We start from the raw sequence: 20,051 nt of genomic DNA on the forward strand, positions 1-20,051 counted from the left end.
GATTTTTGTAGGCCTGATAAGACGCGTCAAGCGTCGCATCAGGCATTATGGCAGCCAGTTCCGGCAGCCACACTCACGGGTGAGCCACAAACCGGGAAAGCCGCTGGCGTAGCAGGCGGTTTTCCTGTTTCAGATGTGCAATATCATCCATTAACGTTAGCGCCACCGCGATCCCCGGCCAGTCCAGCGCCAGTTCCTGACGCAGACGTACCGCGCGTTGCACCACAATGGCGGCATGGTCATCAAATACCCAGGTTGTTTCCTGGATCTCTCTCGGTTCAACCACCCCCAAACCGACAATTTCATTCAACTCCTCTTCAGAAATGCCGGTATGCAGGCAAAACTCGGTAATGGTAAAAGTCACCGTAACATGAGCCATTATGCTTTCCCCCAATCTTTACGTGGATCAAAAGACGACTGGGCGTCTGCCAGTTGTTGCCACAGCGCGGCAGTATTTTCATCCGGTTTCGGCGGCATGACGATTTTCAGCACAGCATACAAGTCACCAGTCTGTTTTTTGCTTACCAGACCTTTGCCTTTAATGCGCAATCGTTGCCCGGCCTGACTGCCTGGCGGAATGGTCAACAAAATGCTTTCTTTCAGCGTTGGTACAGTGACTTTGCTACCCAGAGCCGCTTCCCACGGGCTAACCGGCACCACAATTTCCAGATCCTGACCGACAATATCAAACAACGGATGCGGGGCTATATGAATCACCAGCCACAGGTCGCCATTTGGACCACCGTTTTCGCCTGGCGTCCCCTGGCCTTTCAGGCGGATACGTTGACCATTGCCGACGCCCGCCGGGATCTTCACATTCAGCGTTTTCGGGATTTCCTGTTCGATCATGCCAAAGGCGTTATAAACCGGCAGGTTATAGCTGATGGTACGTTTGTGCTCAGTAAGCGTTTCTTCCAGGAATACCGCAACTTCAATTTCAATATCGTGGCCACGTGTGGCGGGGCGTTGACGGCTCTGGCGGGCATGTTGACCGAAAATTGACGAGAAGATATCGTCAAAATCTTCGGCATTGAAACTCTGACCGTCGCCATGCTGGAACTGGCGGTTGAATTGCGGATCGTTGCGATGCTGCCACATCTGATCATATTCAGCGCGACGCTGTTCATCACTTAGCACTTCCCAGGCTTCAGCAACCTCTTTGAAGCGGGCTTCGGCATCGGGCTCTTTGCTGACATCAGGATGGTATTTGCGGGCCAGTCGACGATAGGCGGTCTTGATTGTCTTGAGATCGTCCGTCGGTTTCACGCCCATGATGGCGTAATAATCCTTTAATTCCATAGCGTTATCTCGCGTAAATCAATACAGACAAAGGGAAACCCCTGACAAGGTATCAGAGTTAAGTGTAGGGGAAATCAGAAAAAATCGTAGGCCAGTGATAAAAACATAACTAAAAATGATATTTTCAGCCTGAATTTTGGCAGGTAAAAGAGGGGACGTTTAACCTTCACAGATGCCCCATGACGACGTTGTCAGGGGGCTGAAAATGGTGACTTATCCTGCTTTTACCGCAGTGACCATCACTTCAACCAGAATCTCCGGGCGGGCCATCTCAGCCTGTACGGTAGCGCGAGCCGGGCTATGTCCTTCTGGCAGCCAGCTAACCCATACGTCGTTGAAATCGGCAAAATCGCGGCTGATATCTTTCAGCCATACCTGAGCGGACAAGAGATGAAATTTATCACTGCCAGCTTCAGCAAGTAATGCGTCGATTTTCTCCAGCACTTCGCGCGTTTGTTGCGCGATGTCAGGCGTATTGCTCTTCGGTGTCTGACCGGAGAGAAATACAAGATTGCCATATTCCACACTGGCGGCAAGACGAGGTTGTGGGTTATTACGTTTGATATTCAAGCTGATTGGCTCCATGTCAGTCCATCAAGGGAAATTGCGGGATCTTCGCCCGACAGCAGCGCGCCTAACACTACGGCACTACCTGCCGCCAGCGTAAAACCCAGACTGCCCTGACCAAGATTCATCCACAGATTTTGATACTTCGCCCGTCCTAATAGTGGCGGACCCGCAGGGGTGGATGGACGCATACCTGTCCATAATTCGGCATCATCGATGCCTTGCAGTTGTGGAAAACTGCTAGCTACGATCTGCTTTAAGGCATTGATTCGTTCAGGGCGCAATTCATTTCCGTCATAGCCAATATCGACCATAGCGGCGATACGCAACCGCTCACCGAGTCGGGCATAGACAATTTTATGACCGTAGTCGGTGACACTGATTTGCGGTGCGATCCCCATTTCTTGTGGGAAGGGGAGCGTCAGACTGTAACCTTTCAGACCGCAGATCGGTACGTGAGTCCCGGTTTCGGCAAGTAAATGCTTACTACCATTACCCGCGGCAACGACATAATCATCCGCAACCAGCGTTCCTGTGCTGGTGGTAATGGAGTCAATGCGCTCGCCTTTTTTATTCAACTGCAAAACTTCACAATCGGTTTGTAGCGAAAAATTTGCGCTGGCATTAAGTTTGGCAAGTAATGCCTGGCAGAACTTATAGCAGTCCGCCGTTTCATCTCCGGGAGAGTAAATACCGCCATACAATGAATGACCAATATGTTTTAGTGCTGGTTCAAGATGAACGCACTCTTCGCGTGATAAAGCCTGTTGAAATTGCGGATTAATACCTTTTGCCGCTTTGGCTAAATCTTGCGGGCGGCGATGAATAATCAGTTTGCCAGAACGGCGCCAGTGAAAATCATCAAGATTATCTTCCAGCAGCCACTCTTCCATGACCTGACGGCTTAACAGTGATAAGCGTAAAATATGGTCGCCATTGAGTTTATTTGTCCGGCTATTGCAGGCCAATAAAAATTCCAGCAACCAGCGCCACTGGCTAAATGACATGCGCAAACGCATATTCAGGGGAGAGTTGCTTTTCCCCATCCATTTAAGCCCCTGCATCGGTACGCCTTTATCCGCCAGAGGAGCAACGTAGCGATAACTGAGTTGACCACCATTAGCGAAACTGGTGGCGATACCTGCCTGACTGTTGCGTTCTAACAATTGTACCTGATGGCCCTGTTTTACCAGCACCCATGCTGTTGCCAGACCAATTACCCCGCCGCCAATAATTACAATGCGTTTTTTCATCACCTGAGATATCCACCGCTAATAAATGCGTTGGGGGTATGTCAAAGCATTTAGGCCTGAGGAGCAATTGACTTTTTATTTTCAGGGTATAACTCAAGGTTAATGGCTCGCAGTTGCTGGCGTAATTGCTGGCAAAGGAAATCGACAAATTTTTGTGTAATGGGACTAAGTGAAACGTCGGCACGGCGTAGCAAACAAAGGTCTATTTTCATTGGGGGTTCGATGGGGTGAATCGTCTCTGCCGGAAGGTTATGACGGGCAGAGAAAATATCGGTAATACTGCATCCCATTCCGCGTTTTACAAATTCCGTGGCCATGTAATAGGTCTGGACATTCAGGCGCGTCGTCAAAAAATCACGTCGTTTAGCTATTGCATCGGAAAGGGAATGAGGGCCGGGAGAAATCCAGCGTTGTTGGTCAATCTTGTCTATTTCTACTGCGCCCAGGCGATAGTCCCGGTCGATATAAACCAGCGGAACTTCGGCTATCAGCGTCGTCATAATTTCCCCCTGTTGAATCGGCTGTAGCGTCAGGGCCAGATCAATCTCACGCAGATCAAGCTTTTTAACCAACGTTTCAGTGTGCTCTGTCGTCAGTGTCATGACCAGATTCGCATTCTGCTGGTAAAACGCCGTGACTATTTCCGGCACCAGACTTAATCCCAGGCTTGGCAGGCATCCCAGGGCTATTCTGGCTCGCGGATCTCGCGTCAGGTTATCGGCCAGCAGTCGCAGGTTGTCGAGTTCGTGATAAATCGACTGCGCTTTTTCAAAAAGTGTGATCGCTTCGCTGGTTGGAAGAAGCTTGCCACGAACTCGCTGAAAGAGCTGAAAACCGAGTTTTTGCTCAGCGTTTTTTAACGCTTTACTGGCGGCCGGTTGGGAAATATTCAGCGATTCCGCTGCCCGTGAAAGTGTCCCGCATGTCATCACAGCATAGAAGATTTCCAGGTGGCGCAGTTTCATTAAGAGTTAACCCAGAGTTATAGACGATAGATAAAAAGTCATTTCATGGTAACACCGAGTTAACATAAATTTAATCTGTAACGTCTGTTCTGGTAACAATGCGTTATTTGCCCACCTAAAGGGGTTAATTACGAACTCAGAATAATACCTGTAGTACCCGGACAAACCCTCAGTGCATTTTGCTAACAATAATAACGAGGGGGGATATTTTCTGAGCTGTCCAAATACATCGGCTGATATTGAAAGTCGATTCGATGGGGTTAAGGAGTTATATGAGTGACTCAATGCTCGCTGGTGGTTTACTAACCAGACAAAATATCACCAAAAAGAATGTCATTATTGGTTTGTTATTGATTGCATTTTTACTGATAGCGTTCTGGTGCCAGGGGCGTCCAGGTAATGAACTCGGACTGCTTGGTTTTACACCACTGGTGGCGTTAGCGGTGCTCTCGTTGATAGGCGTCGATATTGTTCTGGCGGTTATTTCATCGATTATTATTGCGATGATAATGACTTCCACCGGCTTACCTGAAATGGGTGCCATGCTGGCAAAATCGACGGGATCGTTTATCGCCACTGTTGGTTTGATCATTATGCTTGGCGCAGGCGTAGGTGAAGTGGCAACACGTACCGGAGCCGCCGTTGAACTGGTCAAATTTGTGGTGCATCGTATCGGGCTTTCCAGCCAGACACGGGTCAAATTTGGCATCGTTGTCTCATCCATTCTTATCTGTGGCGCGCTGGGTACTATGGCAGGCGGTAATGCCATTATTGTTGCGGTGATTATTCCCGTGGCGGCTGCAGTACGGCTGACACCGCCTACAGTGGCTGCACTGATGATGACGGCGGGGTCAGTGGGATTGTTTACCGGGCCATTTACTCCCAGTACCGTGACGATTTTACAACTCGGCGGCCTGACTTATCCGCAATACCTGATGTACGTCGGGCTGCCAATGAGCGCCGTGACGTTATTTGCTGGCTGGATAATGGCCGGGCGAATTCAGAAGATGACGGAAGGAAAATTACACTACGAAGTGGATCTCTCAGAGAAAACTCAGGAAGAAGAGGATCCTGCCCGCGATCGTCGTCGCAAACTCAGCGCCCTGGCATTTGCTGCAACCATTATTGTGATGGCGGTTATTGGCGTAGTGATAAAAGCAGGTTTTAGTTTTGCCATTATCGTTATGCTGTTGGTGGCGTTGATCACCGGGCTGGTGGGCGGATTAAGCCCAACCGGGATCCTGCAAGCGCTGTATAAAGGCTGTGGCAGACTGGTGTGGATGTTTCTGCTCTACTGGCTGTATAACCCGATTCTGGAACTTATGGATAGCCTGCAGGCGTATCAGGGATTGCTCGAATACACACAACCACTGTTAACCGGGATATCTCCGGCATGGCTTTGCTTCTGTATTTTTGCCTTTAACATTATCGGTCATGTGCCAGGTGCTGCTGTTGCTCAGATGACCTTCACGCATAAAATATTTGGTCCGATGTTGATGGCTGCGGGAGTGCCGCCACAGGGTACAACGGCAGTATTATTAGCCTCATCGCAAGTGGACTGGTTTGGGCCTTTCCCTTCATCGGATATGTTCGGTCAAATGGGGCTGGCACAATCTACTCACCTGAAATATATGCTTTATAACGGTTGGGCCATTGTCATTGCCAATATCATTCTTTTTGCCTTGCTGTTTCAGGTATTAGTTTAACGATACAAACCAGGCGATAGCGCGACTACTGTCCGTTATCGCCTGACGGTTTCCCGCCTCGTCATCTGCTAAATTGCGAACCTGTTCCCGGAAAAATGCCATATTTCTGTCACACTCTTAATTGATTGATAACTAAAGAGGTGATGGGAATGAAAAAAACGCTAATCGCTGCGGCCGTGGCTGGAATGGTTTTACTCTCTTCGAATGCGCAGGCACAGATCACACCGGAAGGCTATCAGTTACAACAAGTGTTGCTGATGAGCCGTCATAATTTACGTGCGCCATTGGCAAATAATGGCAGTGTGCTTGAGCAGTCGACGCCGAATAAATGGCCGGAGTGGGATGTTCCTGGTGGACAACTCACGACCAAAGGCGGCGTGCTGGAAGTGTATATGGGCCATTACATGCGTGAGTGGCTGGCAGAGCAGGGAATAGTGAAAACGGGTGAATGCCCGCCGCCGGACACCGTTTATGCCTATGCCAATAGTTTGCAACGCACTGTCGCCACTGCGCAGTTCTTTATTACCGGCGCATTCCCAGGGTGTGATATTCCTGTTCATCACCAGGAAAAAATGGGCACTATGGACCCAACCTTTAATCCGGTGATCACCGATGATTCCGCCGCATTCAGTGAGCAGGCGGTGGCGGCAATGGAAAAAGAGCTCGGTAAACTTCAGCTTACTGACAGCTACCAGTTACTGGAAAAAATCGTTAACTATAAAGATTCTCCTGCCTGCAAAGAGAAACAGCAGTGCTCGTTGGTGGACGGTAAAAATACCTTTAGCGCGAAGTATCAACAAGAACCAGGCGTTTCCGGGCCGCTAAAAGTGGGCAACTCGCTGGTAGATGCGTTCACCCTGCAATACTACGAAGGTTTCCCAATGGATCAGGTGGCCTGGGGGGAGATCAAATCAGATCAACAATGGAAAGTGTTGTCGAAGCTGAAAAACGGTTACCAGGATAGCCTGTTTACTTCACCGGAAGTGGCGCGCAATGTCGCGAAACCGCTGGTCAGTTATATCGACAAAGCCCTGGTTACCGATCGTGCCAGTGCGCCGAAAATCACAGTGCTGGTTGGGCACGACTCAAACATTGCCTCTCTGTTAACGGCGCTGGATTTCAAACCGTATCAACTGCATGACCAGAACGAACGCACGCCGATTGGCGGCAAAATCGTTTTCCAGCGTTGGCATGACAGCAAAGCCAACCGCGACCTGATGAAAATCGAGTATGTGTACCAGAGTTCGGAACAGTTGCGTAATGCCGACGCGTTAACGTTGCAGGCTCCGGCTCAACGCGTGACGCTTGAACTTACCGGCTGCCCGATAGATGCCAACGGTTTTTGCCCGATGGATAAGTTTGATAGCGTGTTGAATGAAGCGGTGAAATAACAGAAAGCTCCCCCGCGAGAAGCGGGGAATATGAGACTGATGACAAACGTGAGATTGCCTGATGCGCTACGCTTATCAGGCCTACCCGAGAATTGCACTATATCGAATTTGCACGATCGCGTAGGCCGGATAAGGCGTTCACGCCGCATCCGGCATGAACAAAGCGCACTTTGTCAACAATTTGAAAGCTCCCCCGCGAGACGCGGGGGAGTTACTGATTAAACGTTTTTACGTTCGATGGTCTGTTCGCCCCAAAAAAGCGAATCTTTATCGGTCTTAGCAAAGGCTTTGACTAACACTTCATCGCTACCTTCTTCCCAAATCTTTTCCGCCATTTTTTCGTCGTACCCGGCGACTTCGAAAATGGCCTCGGCTATTTCCGGCGACGTATTGCGCAGAGATGCCCATTCACCCACGTGATGAGCTTTCGCTTCTTGAGTTGGCATGCGTATCCTCCTGTTGAAGATTAGCCGTTAAGTTTAACTGCCAGACCAGCGACATATTCCCCCTGATAACGTGCGATAGACAACTCTTCCAGGCTGGGTTGGCGTGAACCGTCACCGCCTGCAATGGTGGTTGCGCCGTACGGCGTTCCGCCGCGAACCTGCGAGACGTCAAAAAGTTCCTGCGCTGCGTAGCCAATAGGGACAATCACCATGCCGTGGTGCGCAAGTGTCGTCCAGGTGGATGTGATGGTTTGTTCCTGACCGCCGCCGGTGCCGGTAGAGCTAAAGACGCTCGCCAGTTTTCCGTACAATGCGCCAGAAGCCCACAGGCCGCCAGTCTGGTCGAGGAAGGTACGCATTTGCCCGGACATATTGCCAAAGCGGGTTGGCGTACCAAAAATAATGGCGTCGTAATCGGCCAGTTCTTGCGGAGTTGCAACGGGTGCAGTTTGCGTTTTACCGCCTGCTTTTTCGAATAATTGCGGCTGCATGGTTTCCGGTACACGCTTAACAACAACTTCTGCGCCATCGACTTTGCTTGCGCCTTCAGCGACTGCGCGCGCCATCGTTTCGATATGTCCGTACATGGAATAATAAAGCACCAGAACTTTAGCCATTTCTAACCACTCCTCGTGTTATCTCTATTCCGTAGCGATTCGCTACCACTCTTTTAAAGATAAGACGTCCTTTTCAGAGTGCAAATTTCACAACCACTTATTTGATTTATAACAACTTTCACAAGCGCGTAAATTTGTCGCAAAATGATACATTTTTATCCCATAGCGTTTTTTTAATCATAAGAGAGGCTTATGGATAATTATTGGAAATGATATCTATTCTCGCTCAGAACCTGTTGCAGGATATTACCAAACGCGGGTCCACCCGCGTCAGTTCACTAAGCTTAGTCCCACGTAGCGAAAATATGGCACCGCCATACGCCGCGTTAATCCTATGCAATGCAATATGATGTCTACATCAAGACGGAGGTCAGTAATGGCAAACCATCGAGGCGGTTCAGGTAATTTTGCAGAAGACCGCGAAAGAGCATCAGAAGCAGGTAAAAAAGGTGGACAGCACAGCGGGGGTAATTTCAAGAATGACCCGCAGCGCGCATCTGAAGCAGGTAAAAAAGGTGGGAAGAGCAGTCACGGCAAAAGCGACAACTAGCCGGGCTAATCAATGACGAATGCATTTTTGACTGTAGCTCGTCAAAAAGCCACCACCGCCGGTTACCCGGCGGTTGATACTGATGACAAATGCACGATTGCCTGATGCTTATCAGGCCTACCAGAAGATTGCAATATATTGAATTTGCACTGTTTTGTAGGCCGGATAAGGCGTTTACGTCGCATCCGGCATGAACAATGCGTACGTTGTCAACAATCTGCACCGCCGGGTAATCCCGGCGGTTTTCTGTTTATGGCTCCTGATGAACAACTTCTGGCGGTGGAACGTCAACCAACTTTCTGCTTAACAACGCATTGAGTAAAATCGCGCCAAAAGTTGCTGTACCGATCCCTCCCAACGTAAAACCGCCCAGCGCGATGCTGATATTCGGGTTAATGCCCTGACCGTTAAAGCCCGTCGCGGCGATCACCACGCCAACAAAAGCCGCGCTGGAACCGAGATAACTGGGGACGCGTCCGCCGGTAATAAAGAAAAACAATAAAGTGAAAGTCAGACGGGGCGCTGCATCCTGCATATCCTTTTCAGCCGCGTAATGGCTTGTTTGCAAAGCGGATGCCAGTTTTTAAAAATTCAATGTTATTAATGTGTTAATGTTTAGTTGTTGGAAATGACTGGTAAAAAGTGGACTAAACGGTCAAAACAGTTGCACATAAATCATGCGTTCGTGCGCGATGAGAGTGCAGAAGGTCGAGGCCAGACGGGGGTTTTGCTATCCTGTTGCTAATCTACAAGAGGGGAGAGCGCATGACGCAAGGCGCAGTGAAAACAACGGGTAAACGTTCGCGCGCAGTGAGCGCGAAGAAAAAAGCGATTCTTAGCGCGGCACTGGACACTTTTTCGCAATTCGGTTTTCACGGCACAAGGCTGGAGCAAATTGCAGAGTTGGCGGGCGTTTCTAAAACCAATCTGCTGTATTACTTCCCGTCGAAAGAGGCACTGTATATTGCCGTGCTGCGGCAAATTCTCGATATCTGGTTGGCGCCGTTAAAGGCGTTTCGTGAAGATTTCGCCCCGCTGGCGGCGATCAAAGAGTACATTCGTCTGAAGCTGGAAGTCTCCCGCGATTATCCGCAGGCTTCGCGCCTGTTCTGTATGGAGATGCTGGCAGGTGCGCCGCTGTTAATGGATGAACTGACGGGCGATTTGAAGGCGTTAATTGATGAGAAATCAGCGCTGATTGCAGGCTGGGTCAAGAGTGGCAAACTCGCGCCGATTGACCCGCAGCATTTGATTTTTATGATCTGGGCTTCCACTCAACATTACGCCGATTTTGCCCCTCAGGTGGAGGCGGTGACAGGCGCGACGTTGCGCGATGAGGTGTTTTTCAATCAAACGGTTGAAAACGTGCAGCGGATTATTATTGAAGGGATTCGACCACGTTAAAGATGCCGGAGGAGGTTGCAACATCCTCCGGCTACCTGTTTAACCGATCGTCATTAAACTGGCGTTACCCCCGGCAGCAGCGGTATTCACACTCAGCGAACGTTCGATATACAGCCGTTCCAGCAGGATATTGCTTTCGCCACGGGCAAAACCCTGCACCGAAACAATTGCGCCATCCCGCGCGGCAACCGCTTCACACAATGCGCGAAGCTGATCCGAATCACCGTGGAAGATCACCGCATCAAACGGTTGAGCGGTTATATTTTCCGCTTTCGCCAGTTGAATACGTTCGCTGACTGCCGATGGCAATGCCTTCACTAACTGACGATGCAGCGCGTCATCCGGCCACAGCACCTGGCTGCCCACCGCCAGCACGGCGGCAAGCTGAGTCAGCGCATCCTGTTCATCATCCGCGATACACAATACGCGCTCACGGGGCAGCAGCGTCCAGGTGTTGCGTTCACCCGTCGGCCCTGGCAGCAATCGTTGTGTTCCTGCCTGCGCCAGCTCGCCATATTGTGTACATAACGCCTGTAATTCTGGACGATTTGCTGCCCATTCCCGCAGTGCATTCAGCGGTTGAGTCAATGCGGCTTTCAACTGCGCATCGACAGGATACTCCGCATCCTGACGGGCGAGCGTCACCGCCAGCGCGCTTTCCGGGCGATTCGCCAGCAGACGGTAGAGATAGAGCGGACCGCCAGCTTTCGGCCCGGTGCCGGACAACCCTTCGCCGCCGAACGGTTGCACCCCAACCACCGCGCCAACCATATTACGGTTAACATACAAGTTGCCGACATGGGCCGAGCCAGTGACCTGGGCGATGGTTTCATCAATACGCGTATGGACGCCAAGCGTCAGGCCATAGCCGGAAGCGTTAATCTGCTCGATCAGTTCCGGCAGCTGGTTACGGTTATAACGCACCACATGCAGCACCGGACCAAAGACCTCTTTTTGCAATTCGGCAAAGTCATCCAGTTCGATAAGCGTCGGGGCGACAAAGGTGCCGCTTTGCCATTCTCGGGCATCTTCACTGTTTTCCCGCACCGCCTGGAACACCGGACGGCCTTTGCTACGCATGGTCTGAATATGACGCTCGATATTGCCTTTCGCTTCGCTATCAATCACCGGACCGATATCCGTGGTCAGGCGACCAGGATCACCCATTCGACACTCGGCCATTGCGCCGCGCAGCATTTTCAACGTGTGGTCGGCAATCTCATCTTGCAGGCACAGCACGCGCAGTGCCGAACAACGCTGACCCGCACTGTCGAAGGCCGAGGCCAGCACATCTATTACTACTTGTTCGGTCAGGGCGGAGGAATCGACAATCATCGCGTTCATGCCGCCGGTTTCAGCGATGAGCGGAATAGGGCGCCCCTGAGCGTCCAGGCGGCTGGCGATATTGCGTTGCAGTAACGTAGCGACTTCGGTTGAACCGGTAAACATCACCCCGCGCACGCGATCATCACCCGTCAGTTGCGCACCCACGGTTTCCCCCTGACCTGGCAGCAATTGCACTACGCCTGGCGGTACACCCGCTTCCAGCAAAATGGCGATCCCTTGCGCGGCAATCAGCGGCGTTTGTTCTGCCGGTTTTGCCAGTACGCTGTTACCTGCCGCCAGTGCGGCAGCAATCTGCCCGGTGAAAATAGCCAGCGGGAAGTTCCACGGACTGATACACACTACAGGCCCTAATGGACGGTGGGTTTCGTTAGCGAAATCATCCCGCACCTGTCCGGCGTAGTAGTGGAGAAAATCGACCGCTTCGCGCACTTCGGCAATGGCGTTGCTGAAGGTTTTTCCGGCTTCACGCACCAGAATACCAATCAGTTGCTGCATCTGGCTTTCCATTAGCACGGCAGCGCGATGCAAAATCGCCGCGCGTTCAGCCGGAGGAGTGGCAAACCAGATTGGCGCGTTATTAACCGCACTTTCAAGCGCCAGTTCTACTTCACGCGGTGTGGCTTCACGCACATAGCCCACAATATCTTTCGGTTCCGCAGGGTTAATAACGGGCGACATCTCACCAGCCGTGGCCGGTTGTTCCAGCATTGGCAAGGCCTGCCATTTTTGCAGTGCACTATTGAGCAGGGCAGAAGAGAGCGAGGCCAGACGGTGTTCATTGGCGAGATCCAGCCCTGCCGAGTTGTCGCGTCCGTGACCGTAAAGATCGCGCGGCAGGGGAATTTTCGGATGCGGTAATCCAGTTTGCCCTTCCTGTTGCGCCAGTTTTTCTACCGCAGTGACCGGATCGGCGACCAGTTCATCCAGTGGCAAAGAGGTGTCGGCAATACGGTTAACAAACGAGGTGTTAGCACCGTTTTCCAGCAGGCGGCGCACCAGATACGCCAACAGCGTTTCATGTGTGCCAACCGGAGCATAAATACGACACGGACGGTTAAGTTTGCCGTCGGCAGCTTTCCCGGTGACCTGCTCATACAGTGGCTCGCCCATACCGTGCAGGCACTGGAACTCGTACTGACCCGGGTAGTAGTTTTGACCCGCCAGTTGATAAATCGCCGCCAGCGTATGGGCGTTGTGCGTCGCGAACTGCGGGTAGATTAAATTCGGCACCGCCAGCAGCTTTTTCGCACAGGCGAGATAAGAAACGTCGGTATACACCTTGCGGGTATAAACCGGATAACCTTCAAGGCCGTCCATCTGCGCACGCTTGATTTCACTATCCCAGTACGCGCCTTTCACCAGGCGAATCATCAGACGGCGACGGCTGCGGGTTGCGAGATCAATCAGGTAATCAATCACCAGCGGGCAGCGTTTCTGATAAGCCTGAATAACAAAACCGATACCGTTCCAGCCTGCCAGTTCCGGCTCGAAACAGAGTTTTTCCAGCAGATCGAGGGAGATCTCCAGACGATCGGCCTCTTCGGCATCGATGTTAATACCAATATCGTACTGACGCGCCAGCAGGGTGAGTGATTTCAGACGTGGGTACAGCTCTTCCATTACGCGGTCATACTGGGCGCGGCTGTAACGCGGATGCAGCGCCGACAGCTTGATTGAAATGCCCGGACCTTCATAGATGCCACGACCATTGGATGCTTTACCAATGGCGTGAATCGCCTGCTGATAGGAAACCATATACGCTTGCGCGTCCGCGGCAGTCAGCGCGGCTTCGCCCAGCATATCGTAAGAGTAACGGAAACCTTTCTCTTCCAGCTTGCGGGCATTGGCTAACGCTTCCGCAATAGTCTCTCCAGTGACGAACTGCTCGCCCATCAGGCGCATCGCCATATCCACACCTTTGCGGATCAGCGGCTCACCGCTTTTACCGATAATGCGATTCAGCGAGCGGGAGAGGCTGGCTTCGTTATGGGTGGAAACAAGTTTGCCGGTAAACAGCAGCCCCCAGGTGGCGGCATTAACAAACAAAGACGGGCTACGACCAATGTGTGACTGCCAGTTACCGTTGCTGATTTTGTCGCGAATTAACGCATCACGGGTGGCTTTGTCGGGAATACGTAACAACGCTTCCGCTAAACACATCAGCGCCACGCCTTCCTGCGATGACAGCGAAAACTCCTGCAATAACCCCTGAACCATACCTGCGCGACCACTGGCGTTTTTTTGATTACGCAGTTTATCGGCCAGTTGATACGCCAGTTTGTGCGCCTGTTCGGCAACTGACTGCGGCAGGCGAGCTTGTTCCAGCAGCATAGAAACCGCTTCGGTTTCCGGGCGGCGATAGGCCGCGGTGATAGCGGCGCGGGAAACCGACTGGGGCAAAATTTGCTCGGCAAAGTCGAGGAAAGGCTGGTGTGGTTCCTCTGCCGGATTCGGCGCTTCATCGCTCTCATTGGCTGCGCCAGAAAGCAGTGCAGGCAGCTCCGGCAAGGTATCGCTATTTTCCAGTTGTTCAAGATAAGAAAAAATCGCCTGCTTAATTAACCAGTGCGGTGTGCGATCGATACGTGTCGCGGCAGACTTAATACGCTCACGCGTCGCGTCGTCCAGCTTAACCCCCATGGTGGTGGTTCCCATGCCATTGCTCCTGTTGTTCTGAAAAGTGCAACTTAACGTTATCGTGAAATATCTATTATGTTGCAACTTTGTGCAACCACGTTAAATGTGACTTACGTAGCAAGCTTAAAAATGAATGAAATGTTAATAAAAGAAATCGATATGACAGGGATTAAAAAAGTAATGCAGACTTTTTCTCTGCGGCAGTTAACATTTTTGAAAGGTGCAACCGTAAAAAATGTGAGGAAGTGCAACCTGATGAAAAATAGTATCGCTGGGTAATAAAATTTGATGTAAATGATGTGTTAAATCGATTGTGAATAACCAGCACTTCCGGCAGGATACGGTCGCCCTGGTAAAACATAAACTCTGTTACCCCGTTCCGGTGGCAGATATAACGGCAAGTTTCGACATTGCCGATAATAATTTTTGGAGACTTTAGATGGCTATTAGCACACCGATGTTGGTGACATTTTGTGTCTATATCTTTGGCATGATATTGATCGGGTTTATCGCCTGGCGATCAACCAAAAACTTTGACGACTATATTCTGGGCGGTCGTAGCCTTGGGCCATTCGTGACGGCATTATCGGCGGGTGCGTCGGATATGAGCGGCTGGCTGTTAATGGGGTTGCCGGGCGCAGTCTTTCTTTCCGGGATTTCCGAAAGCTGGATCGCCATCGGCCTGACATTAGGCGCGTGGATCAACTGGAAGCTGGTGGCCGGGCGGTTGCGTGTTCATACCGAATACAATAATAACGCCTTAACTCTGCCGGATTATTTCACCGGGCGCTTTGAAGATAAAAGCCGCATTTTGCGCATTATCTCCGCGCTGGTTATTTTGCTGTTCTTCACCATTTATTGCGCTTCGGGCATTGTGGCAGGCGCGCGCCTGTTTGAAAGCACCTTCGGCATGAGCTACGAAACGGCTCTGTGGGCGGGAGCTGTGGCGACGATCCTTTACACCTTTATTGGCGGTTTCCTGGCGGTGAGCTGGACTGACACTGTACAGGCCAGCCTGATGATTTTTGCCCTGATCCTGACGCCGGTTATCGTCATTATCAGTGTCGGTGGCTTTGGCGACTCGCTGGAAGTGATCAAACAAAAGAGCATCGAAAACGTGGATATGCTCAAAGGGCTGAACTTTGTTGCCATTATCTCGCTGATGGGCTGGGGGCTGGGTTATTTCGGTCAGCCGCACATTCTGGCGCGTTTTATGGCGGCGGATTCTCACCACAGCATTGTCCATGCGCGTCGTATCAGTATGACCTGGATGATCCTCTGCCTGGCAGGGGCGGTGGCTGTTGGCTTCTTTGGGATTGCTTACTTTAACGATCATCCGGCGTTGGCGGGTGCGGTAAATCAGAACGCCGAGCGTGTGTTTATCGAACTGGCGCAAATTCTGTTTAACCCGTGGATTGCCGGGATTCTGCTGTCGGCGATTCTGGCGGCGGTGATGTCAACCTTAAGCTGCCAGTTGCTGGTGTGCTCCAGTGCGATTACCGAAGATTTATACAAAGCGTTTCTGCGTAAACATGCCAGCCAGAAAGAGCTGGTGTGGGTAGGGCGTGTGATGGTGCTGGTAGTGGCGCTGGTGGCGATTGCGCTGGCGGCAAACCCGGAAAACCGCGTGCTGGGCTTAGTGAGCTACGCGTGGGCAGGCTTTGGCGCGGCGTTTGGTCCGGTGGTGCTGTTCTCGGTGATGTGGTCACGCATGACGCGCAACGGTGCGCTGGCGGGGATGATCATCGGTGCGCTGACGGTTATCGTCTGGAAGCAGTTCGGCTGGCTGGGTCTGTACGAAATTATTCCGGGCTTTATCTTTGGTAGCATTGGAATTGTGGTGTTCAGTTTGCTGGGTAAAGCGCCGTCAGCGGCGATGCAAAAACGCTTTGCCGAGGCCGATGCGCACTATCATTCAGCGCCGCCGTCACGGTTGCAGGAAAGCTAAGGGACTTAGCCTGCGGCGGTTTTGTTTGGCTTCAGCAGCGTGTTGCGCAGCATTAAAATAGTTGTGTGGTTCTTGCCGGATAAGGCGTTTACGCGGCATCTGGCAAGAACACATGGCTCGTTGTAAACAATCCCATCTTTCTACCCTGGAATAATCGTTTATATCCCGGGCATTATCTCTCTTTGTTTACATTCCAACATCATTTTATAAACATTCCGCTTGTATTTTTCTTCATCGTAATGATAATCGCTATCACTGCGATTTACTTTTCTTTGCATAGATTGACTCAGAAAAACGTTTAAGGGTGGTGGCATGTTTGTTCCGTTTCTCATTATGTTGCGCGAAGGACTTGAAGCCGCGCTGATTGTCAGTTTGATTGCCAGCTATCTTAAGCGTACCCAGCGAGGCCGGTGGATTGGTGTCATGTGGATTGGCGTGTTGCTTGCCGCTGCGTTGTGCCTGGGCTTGGGTATCTTCATTAACGAAACTACCGGCGAATTCCCGCAAAAAGAACAGGAACTGTTTGAAGGTATCGTGGCAGTGATCGCTGTGGTGATCCTCACCTGGATGGTTTTCTGGATGCGCAAAGTGTCGCGCAACGTCAAAGTGCAACTGGAACAAGCAGTCGATAGCGCATTGCAGCGTGGAAATCATCATGGCTGGGCGCTGGTGATGATGGTCTTTTTTGCTGTTGCAAGGGAAGGGCTGGAGTCGGTCTTTTTCCTGCTGGCGGCATTTCAACAAGATGTCGGGATTTGGCCGCCGCTGGGTGCAATGCTCGGTCTTGCTACTGCCGTGGTGCTCGGCTTCCTGCTCTACTGGGGCGGTATTCGTCTTAATCTCGGCGCATTTTTCAAATGGACCAGCCTGTTTATTCTCTTCGTCGCCGCAGGGCTGGCAGCTGGTGCCATTCGCGCATTTCATGAAGCTGGCCTGTGGAACCACTTTCAGGAAATCGCCTTCGATATGAGCGCGGTGCTCTCAACTCACTCGCTATTTGGCACGCTAATGGAAGGGATTTTTGGCTATCAGGAAGCGCCGAGCGTCAGCGAAGTCGCCGTCTGGTTTATTTATCTCATCCCGGCGCTGGTGGCATTTGCTCTGCCACCACGTGCAGGGGCGACAGCGTCTCGCTCCGCATAACGAATACGACGCAAACTCTTGCTTAGTTACAACATACTTTAAAGGGATAGTCTCGTCATGACCATTAACTTTCGCCGTAACGCATTGCAGTTGAGCGTGGCTGCGCTGTTTTCTTCTGCTTTTATGGCTAACGCCGCTGATGTGCCGCAGGTCAAAGTGACCGTGACGGATAAGCAGTGCGAACCGATGTCCATTACGGTTAACGCCGGGAAAACGCAATTTATCATTCAGAACCACAGCCAGAAGGCGCTGGAGTGGGAGATCCTTAAAGGCGTAATGGTAGTGGAAGAGCGGGAAAATATCGCCCCTGGCTTTAGCCAGAAAATGACGGCGAATTTACAGCCTGGCGAATACGATATGACCTGCGGTCTGCTCACTAACCCGAAAGGGAAGTTGATCGTTAAAGGTGAGGCAACGGCGGATGCGGCGCAAAGTGATGCGCTGTTAAGTCTTGGTGGTGCAATTACTGCATATAAAGCGTATGTCATGGCAGAAACCACGCAGCTGGTGACCGACACTAAAGCCTTTACCGACGCCATCAAAGCAGGCGATATCGAAAAAGCGAAAGCACTGTATGCGCCGACGCGTCAGCACTATGAGCGCATCGAACCGATTGCTGAACTGTTCTCCGATCTGGATGGCAGCATTGACGCCCGTGAAGATGATTACGAGCAAAAAGCCGCCGATCCAAAATTCACCGGTTTCCACCGTCTGGAAAAAGCATTGTTTGGCGACAACACCACCAAAGGGATGGATACGTACGCTGACCAGCTTTATACCGATGTGGTCGATTTGCAAAAACGCATCAGTGAACTGGCTTTCCCACCTTCAAAAGTGGTCGGCGGCGCAGCCGGACTGATTGAGGAAGTGGCAGCCAGCAAAATCAGCGGTGAAGAAGATCGCTATAGCCACACCGATCTGTGGGACTTCCAGGCTAACGTTGAAGGCTCGCAGAAAATTGTCGATCTGCTGCGTCCACAACTGCAAAAAGCCAACCCGGAGCTGCTGGCAAAAGTCGATGCTAACTTCAAAAAGGTCGATACCATTCTGGCGAAATACCGTACCAAAGACGGTTTTGAAACCTACGACAAGCTGACCGACGCCGACCGTAACGCGCTGAAAGGGCCGATTACTGCGCTGGCGGAAGATCTGGCGCAACTTCGCGGTGTGCTGGGGCTGGACTAAGCGTTATGCAGTATGAAGATGAAAACGGCGTGAATGAACTGTCACGCCGACGTTTATTGAAAGGGATTGGTGCGCTGGCGCTGGCGGGAAGTTGTCCGGTCGCTCATGCACAAAAAACGCAAAGTGCGCCGGGTACGCTTTCACCGGATGCACGTAATGAGAAACAGCCGTTTTACGGTGAGCATCAGGCAGGGATCCTGACGCCACAACAGGCCGCAATGATGCTGGTGGCGTTTGATGTGCTTGCCAGCGATAAAGCCGATCTTGAACGATTGTTTCGCTTGTTGACTCAGCGTTTTGCTTTTCTGACTAAGGGCGGAGCGGCACCAGAAACACCAAATCCGCGCCTGCCACCACTCGATTCCGGCATTCTTGGCGACTACATTGCGCCCGATAATCTCACCATCACGTTATCGGTGGGCCACTCATTGTTTGATGAACGGTTTGGGCTTGCGCCGCAGATGCCGAAAAAGTTGCAGAAGATGACGCGTTTCCCCAACGACTCGCTTGATGCGGCGTTATGTCATGGTGATGTGTTGCTACAAATTTGCGCCAACACCCAGGACACGGTGATCCATGCGCTGCGCGATATCATCAAACACACGCCGGATTTGCTCAGTGTGCGCTGGAAGCGGGAAGGGTTTATTTCCGATCACGCGGCGCGTAGTAAAGGCAAAGAGACGCCGATAAATTTGTTGGGCTTTAAAGACGGCACTGCCAATCCCGATAGCCAGAATGATAAGTTGATGCAAAAAGTGGTGTGGGTCACGGCAGATCAGCAGGAGCCTACGTGGGCTATCGGCGGCAGCTACCAGGCGGTGCGCTTGATTCAGTTTCGGGTGGAATTTTGGGACAGAACGCCGCTGAAAGAACAGCAGACGATTTTTGGTCGTGATAAGCAAACCGGTGCGCCGCTGGGGATGAAGCATGAGCACGATGTGCCGGATTACGCCAGCGATCCGGAAGGGAAGGTGATTGCGCTGGACAGCCATATTCGTCTGGCGAATCCCCGCACGGCGGAGAGTGAGTCCAGTCTGATGCTGCGTCGTGGCTACAGTTATTCGTTGGGCGTCACCAACTCCGGGCAACTGGATATGGGGTTATTGTTTGTCTGCTACCAACACGATCTGGAAAAGGGCTTCCTGACAGTACAAAAAAGGCTCAATGGCGAAGCGCTGGAGGAATACGTCAAACCTATCGGCGGCGGTTATTTTTTTGCGTTGCCGGGGGTGAAGGAGGCGAATGATTACCTGGGAAGGGCGCTATTGCAGGTTTAATGTTTTTAGGCGGCGGCGCATCCGGCGTTCGTGCACTGATGCCTGATGCGATGCTGGCGCATCTTATCAGGCCTACAATCGGTGCTGGCTCGGTAGGCCGAATAAGGCGTTTACGCCGCATCCGGCAAACACAAGGTACATCTTACCAGTACTGCGAATCCTGCTGAAAGCACACAGCTTTTTTCATCACTGTCATCACTCTGTCATCTTTCCAGTAGAAAGTGATGTCACTGAAATGGTGTTTTATGGTTAAATTCAAGTAAAAATATTGTTGCAATAAATGCGAAAACTGTTGTACTTATTAAGTAACAGCGGT

16 protein-coding genes and 1 pseudogene are annotated in these 20,051 nt (G+C 51.5%); 8 read left to right on the forward strand and 9 right to left on the reverse strand.

Annotated features, from left to right (window positions below):
* Window positions 1–73: 73 nt before the first annotated feature.
* From cbpM to D9734_RS03715, 5 genes are all read right to left on the reverse strand, one after another.
* Window positions 74–379 (reverse strand): chaperone modulator CbpM, encoded by a 306-nt coding sequence (gene cbpM / locus D9734_RS03695; protein WP_130205424.1) that lies wholly within the window; start codon window positions 377–379, stop codon window positions 74–76.
* Complete coding sequence (cbpA, locus tag D9734_RS03700; RefSeq protein WP_130205426.1) at window positions 379–1,299, reverse strand: curved DNA-binding protein; 921 nt, start codon at window positions 1,297–1,299, stop codon at window positions 379–381. Before cbpA ends, cbpM begins: the two co-directional genes overlap by 1 nt.
* Window positions 1,300–1,512: 213 nt before the next feature.
* A complete protein-coding gene (locus D9734_RS03705) occupies window positions 1,513–1,869 on the reverse strand; it encodes a RidA family protein (RefSeq protein ID WP_130205428.1) in 357 nt (118 codons plus the stop codon).
* Window positions 1,866–3,119 (reverse strand): D-amino acid dehydrogenase, encoded by a 1,254-nt coding sequence (locus D9734_RS03710; protein ID WP_130205430.1) that lies wholly within the window; start codon window positions 3,117–3,119, stop codon window positions 1,866–1,868. The genes D9734_RS03705 and D9734_RS03710 overlap by 4 nt, the downstream gene beginning before the upstream one ends.
* A 50-nt stretch (window positions 3,120–3,169) precedes the next feature.
* Window positions 3,170–4,084: a LysR family transcriptional regulator gene (locus D9734_RS03715; RefSeq protein ID WP_130205432.1), complete on the reverse strand. Its 915-nt coding sequence runs from the start codon at window positions 4,082–4,084 to the stop codon at window positions 3,170–3,172.
* A gap of 272 nt (window positions 4,085–4,356) precedes the next feature.
* On the opposite strand from D9734_RS03715, the gene D9734_RS03720 reads away from it, so the two are divergent.
* On the forward strand, window positions 4,357–5,790 hold the full coding sequence (locus D9734_RS03720; RefSeq protein WP_130205434.1) for a gluconate:proton symporter: 1,434 nt from the start codon (window positions 4,357–4,359) through the stop codon (window positions 5,788–5,790).
* 149 nt (window positions 5,791–5,939) lie between these two features.
* Window positions 5,940–7,181, forward strand: coding sequence for a bifunctional glucose-1-phosphatase/inositol phosphatase (gene agp / locus D9734_RS03725; RefSeq protein WP_130205436.1), 1,242 nt, complete (start codon window positions 5,940–5,942; stop codon window positions 7,179–7,181).
* A gap of 218 nt (window positions 7,182–7,399) precedes the next feature.
* Here agp and D9734_RS03730 read toward each other — a convergent pair whose 3' ends face one another.
* Together D9734_RS03730 and wrbA are read right to left on the reverse strand one after the other, a co-directional pair.
* Entirely contained in the window at window positions 7,400–7,627 is a 228-nt protein-coding gene (locus D9734_RS03730; RefSeq protein ID WP_001143120.1) for a YccJ family protein, read from the reverse strand.
* Window positions 7,628–7,647: 20 nt separating this feature from the next.
* The gene (gene wrbA / locus D9734_RS03735; protein ID WP_130205438.1) at window positions 7,648–8,244 is read right to left on the reverse strand and encodes an NAD(P)H:quinone oxidoreductase; all 597 of its coding nucleotides are present in this window, start codon (window positions 8,242–8,244) and stop codon (window positions 7,648–7,650) included.
* A 376-nt stretch (window positions 8,245–8,620) separates the two neighbouring features.
* Here wrbA and D9734_RS03740 point away from each other — a divergent pair, with 376 nt between their 5' ends.
* Window positions 8,621–8,794: a general stress protein gene (locus D9734_RS03740; protein ID WP_001273658.1), complete on the forward strand. Its 174-nt coding sequence runs from the start codon at window positions 8,621–8,623 to the stop codon at window positions 8,792–8,794.
* Window positions 8,795–9,044: 250 nt separating this feature from the next.
* Here the strand turns inward: D9734_RS03740 and D9734_RS23475 are convergent.
* Window positions 9,045–9,299 (reverse strand): annotated as a pseudogene (locus D9734_RS23475) (solute carrier family 23 protein); the annotation flags it as partial.
* 260 nt (window positions 9,300–9,559) lie between these two features.
* Here D9734_RS23475 and rutR point away from each other — a divergent pair.
* Entirely contained in the window at window positions 9,560–10,198 is a 639-nt protein-coding gene (gene rutR / locus D9734_RS03750; protein WP_000191701.1) for an HTH-type transcriptional regulator RutR, read from the forward strand.
* Between the two features lie 39 nt (window positions 10,199–10,237).
* On the opposite strand, the gene putA is transcribed toward rutR, so the two are convergent.
* The gene (putA, locus tag D9734_RS03755) at window positions 10,238–14,200 is read right to left on the reverse strand and encodes a trifunctional transcriptional regulator/proline dehydrogenase/L-glutamate gamma-semialdehyde dehydrogenase (RefSeq protein WP_130205440.1); all 3,963 of its coding nucleotides are present in this window, start codon (window positions 14,198–14,200) and stop codon (window positions 10,238–10,240) included.
* Between the two features lie 421 nt (window positions 14,201–14,621).
* Between putA and putP the strand changes: the two genes are divergently transcribed.
* From putP to efeB, 4 genes are all read left to right on the forward strand, one after another.
* On the forward strand, window positions 14,622–16,130 hold the full coding sequence (gene putP, locus D9734_RS03760; protein ID WP_113409538.1) for a sodium/proline symporter PutP: 1,509 nt from the start codon (window positions 14,622–14,624) through the stop codon (window positions 16,128–16,130).
* 312 nt (window positions 16,131–16,442) lie between these two features.
* The gene (gene efeU, locus D9734_RS03765) at window positions 16,443–17,273 is read left to right on the forward strand and encodes an iron uptake transporter permease EfeU (protein WP_000497942.1); all 831 of its coding nucleotides are present in this window, start codon (window positions 16,443–16,445) and stop codon (window positions 17,271–17,273) included.
* A 57-nt stretch (window positions 17,274–17,330) separates the two neighbouring features.
* Window positions 17,331–18,458: an iron uptake system protein EfeO gene (gene efeO / locus D9734_RS03770; protein WP_130205442.1), complete on the forward strand. Its 1,128-nt coding sequence runs from the start codon at window positions 17,331–17,333 to the stop codon at window positions 18,456–18,458.
* Window positions 18,459–18,463: 5 nt separating this feature from the next.
* The gene (efeB, locus tag D9734_RS03775; protein WP_130205444.1) at window positions 18,464–19,735 is read left to right on the forward strand and encodes an iron uptake transporter deferrochelatase/peroxidase subunit; all 1,272 of its coding nucleotides are present in this window, start codon (window positions 18,464–18,466) and stop codon (window positions 19,733–19,735) included.
* The last annotated feature ends 316 nt before the right edge of the window (window positions 19,736–20,051 follow it).

The sequence above is a fragment of the Escherichia sp. E14S1 genome (assembly GCF_004211995.1).
Classification (GTDB): Bacteria; Pseudomonadota; Gammaproteobacteria; order Enterobacterales; family Enterobacteriaceae; genus Escherichia.

What these genes read in the sequence shown, in the direction of transcription:
- cbpM (WP_130205424.1), bottom strand. Translation starts at nt 379, where the DNA reads ATGGCTCATGTTACGGTGACTTTTACCATTACCGAGTTTTGCCTGCAT.
- cbpA (WP_130205426.1), bottom strand. Translation starts at nt 1,299, where the DNA reads ATGGAATTAAAGGATTATTACGCCATCATGGGCGTGAAACCGACGGAC.
- D9734_RS03710 (WP_130205430.1), bottom strand. Translation starts at nt 3,119, where the DNA reads ATGAAAAAACGCATTGTAATTATTGGCGGCGGGGTAATTGGTCTGGCA.
- D9734_RS03715 (WP_130205432.1), bottom strand. Translation starts at nt 4,084, where the DNA reads ATGAAACTGCGCCACCTGGAAATCTTCTATGCTGTGATGACATGCGGG.
- D9734_RS03720 (WP_130205434.1), top strand. Translation starts at nt 4,357, where the DNA reads ATGAGTGACTCAATGCTCGCTGGTGGTTTACTAACCAGACAAAATATC.
- agp (WP_130205436.1), top strand. Translation starts at nt 5,940, where the DNA reads ATGAAAAAAACGCTAATCGCTGCGGCCGTGGCTGGAATGGTTTTACTC.
- D9734_RS03730 (WP_001143120.1), bottom strand. Translation starts at nt 7,627, where the DNA reads ATGCCAACTCAAGAAGCGAAAGCTCATCACGTGGGTGAATGGGCATCT.
- wrbA (WP_130205438.1), bottom strand. Translation starts at nt 8,244, where the DNA reads ATGGCTAAAGTTCTGGTGCTTTATTATTCCATGTACGGACATATCGAA.
- D9734_RS03740 (WP_001273658.1), top strand. Translation starts at nt 8,621, where the DNA reads ATGGCAAACCATCGAGGCGGTTCAGGTAATTTTGCAGAAGACCGCGAA.
- rutR (WP_000191701.1), top strand. Translation starts at nt 9,560, where the DNA reads ATGACGCAAGGCGCAGTGAAAACAACGGGTAAACGTTCGCGCGCAGTG.
- putA (WP_130205440.1), bottom strand. Translation starts at nt 14,200, where the DNA reads ATGGGAACCACCACCATGGGGGTTAAGCTGGACGACGCGACGCGTGAG.
- putP (WP_113409538.1), top strand. Translation starts at nt 14,622, where the DNA reads ATGGCTATTAGCACACCGATGTTGGTGACATTTTGTGTCTATATCTTT.
- efeU (WP_000497942.1), top strand. Translation starts at nt 16,443, where the DNA reads ATGTTTGTTCCGTTTCTCATTATGTTGCGCGAAGGACTTGAAGCCGCG.
- efeO (WP_130205442.1), top strand. Translation starts at nt 17,331, where the DNA reads ATGACCATTAACTTTCGCCGTAACGCATTGCAGTTGAGCGTGGCTGCG.
- efeB (WP_130205444.1), top strand. Translation starts at nt 18,464, where the DNA reads ATGCAGTATGAAGATGAAAACGGCGTGAATGAACTGTCACGCCGACGT.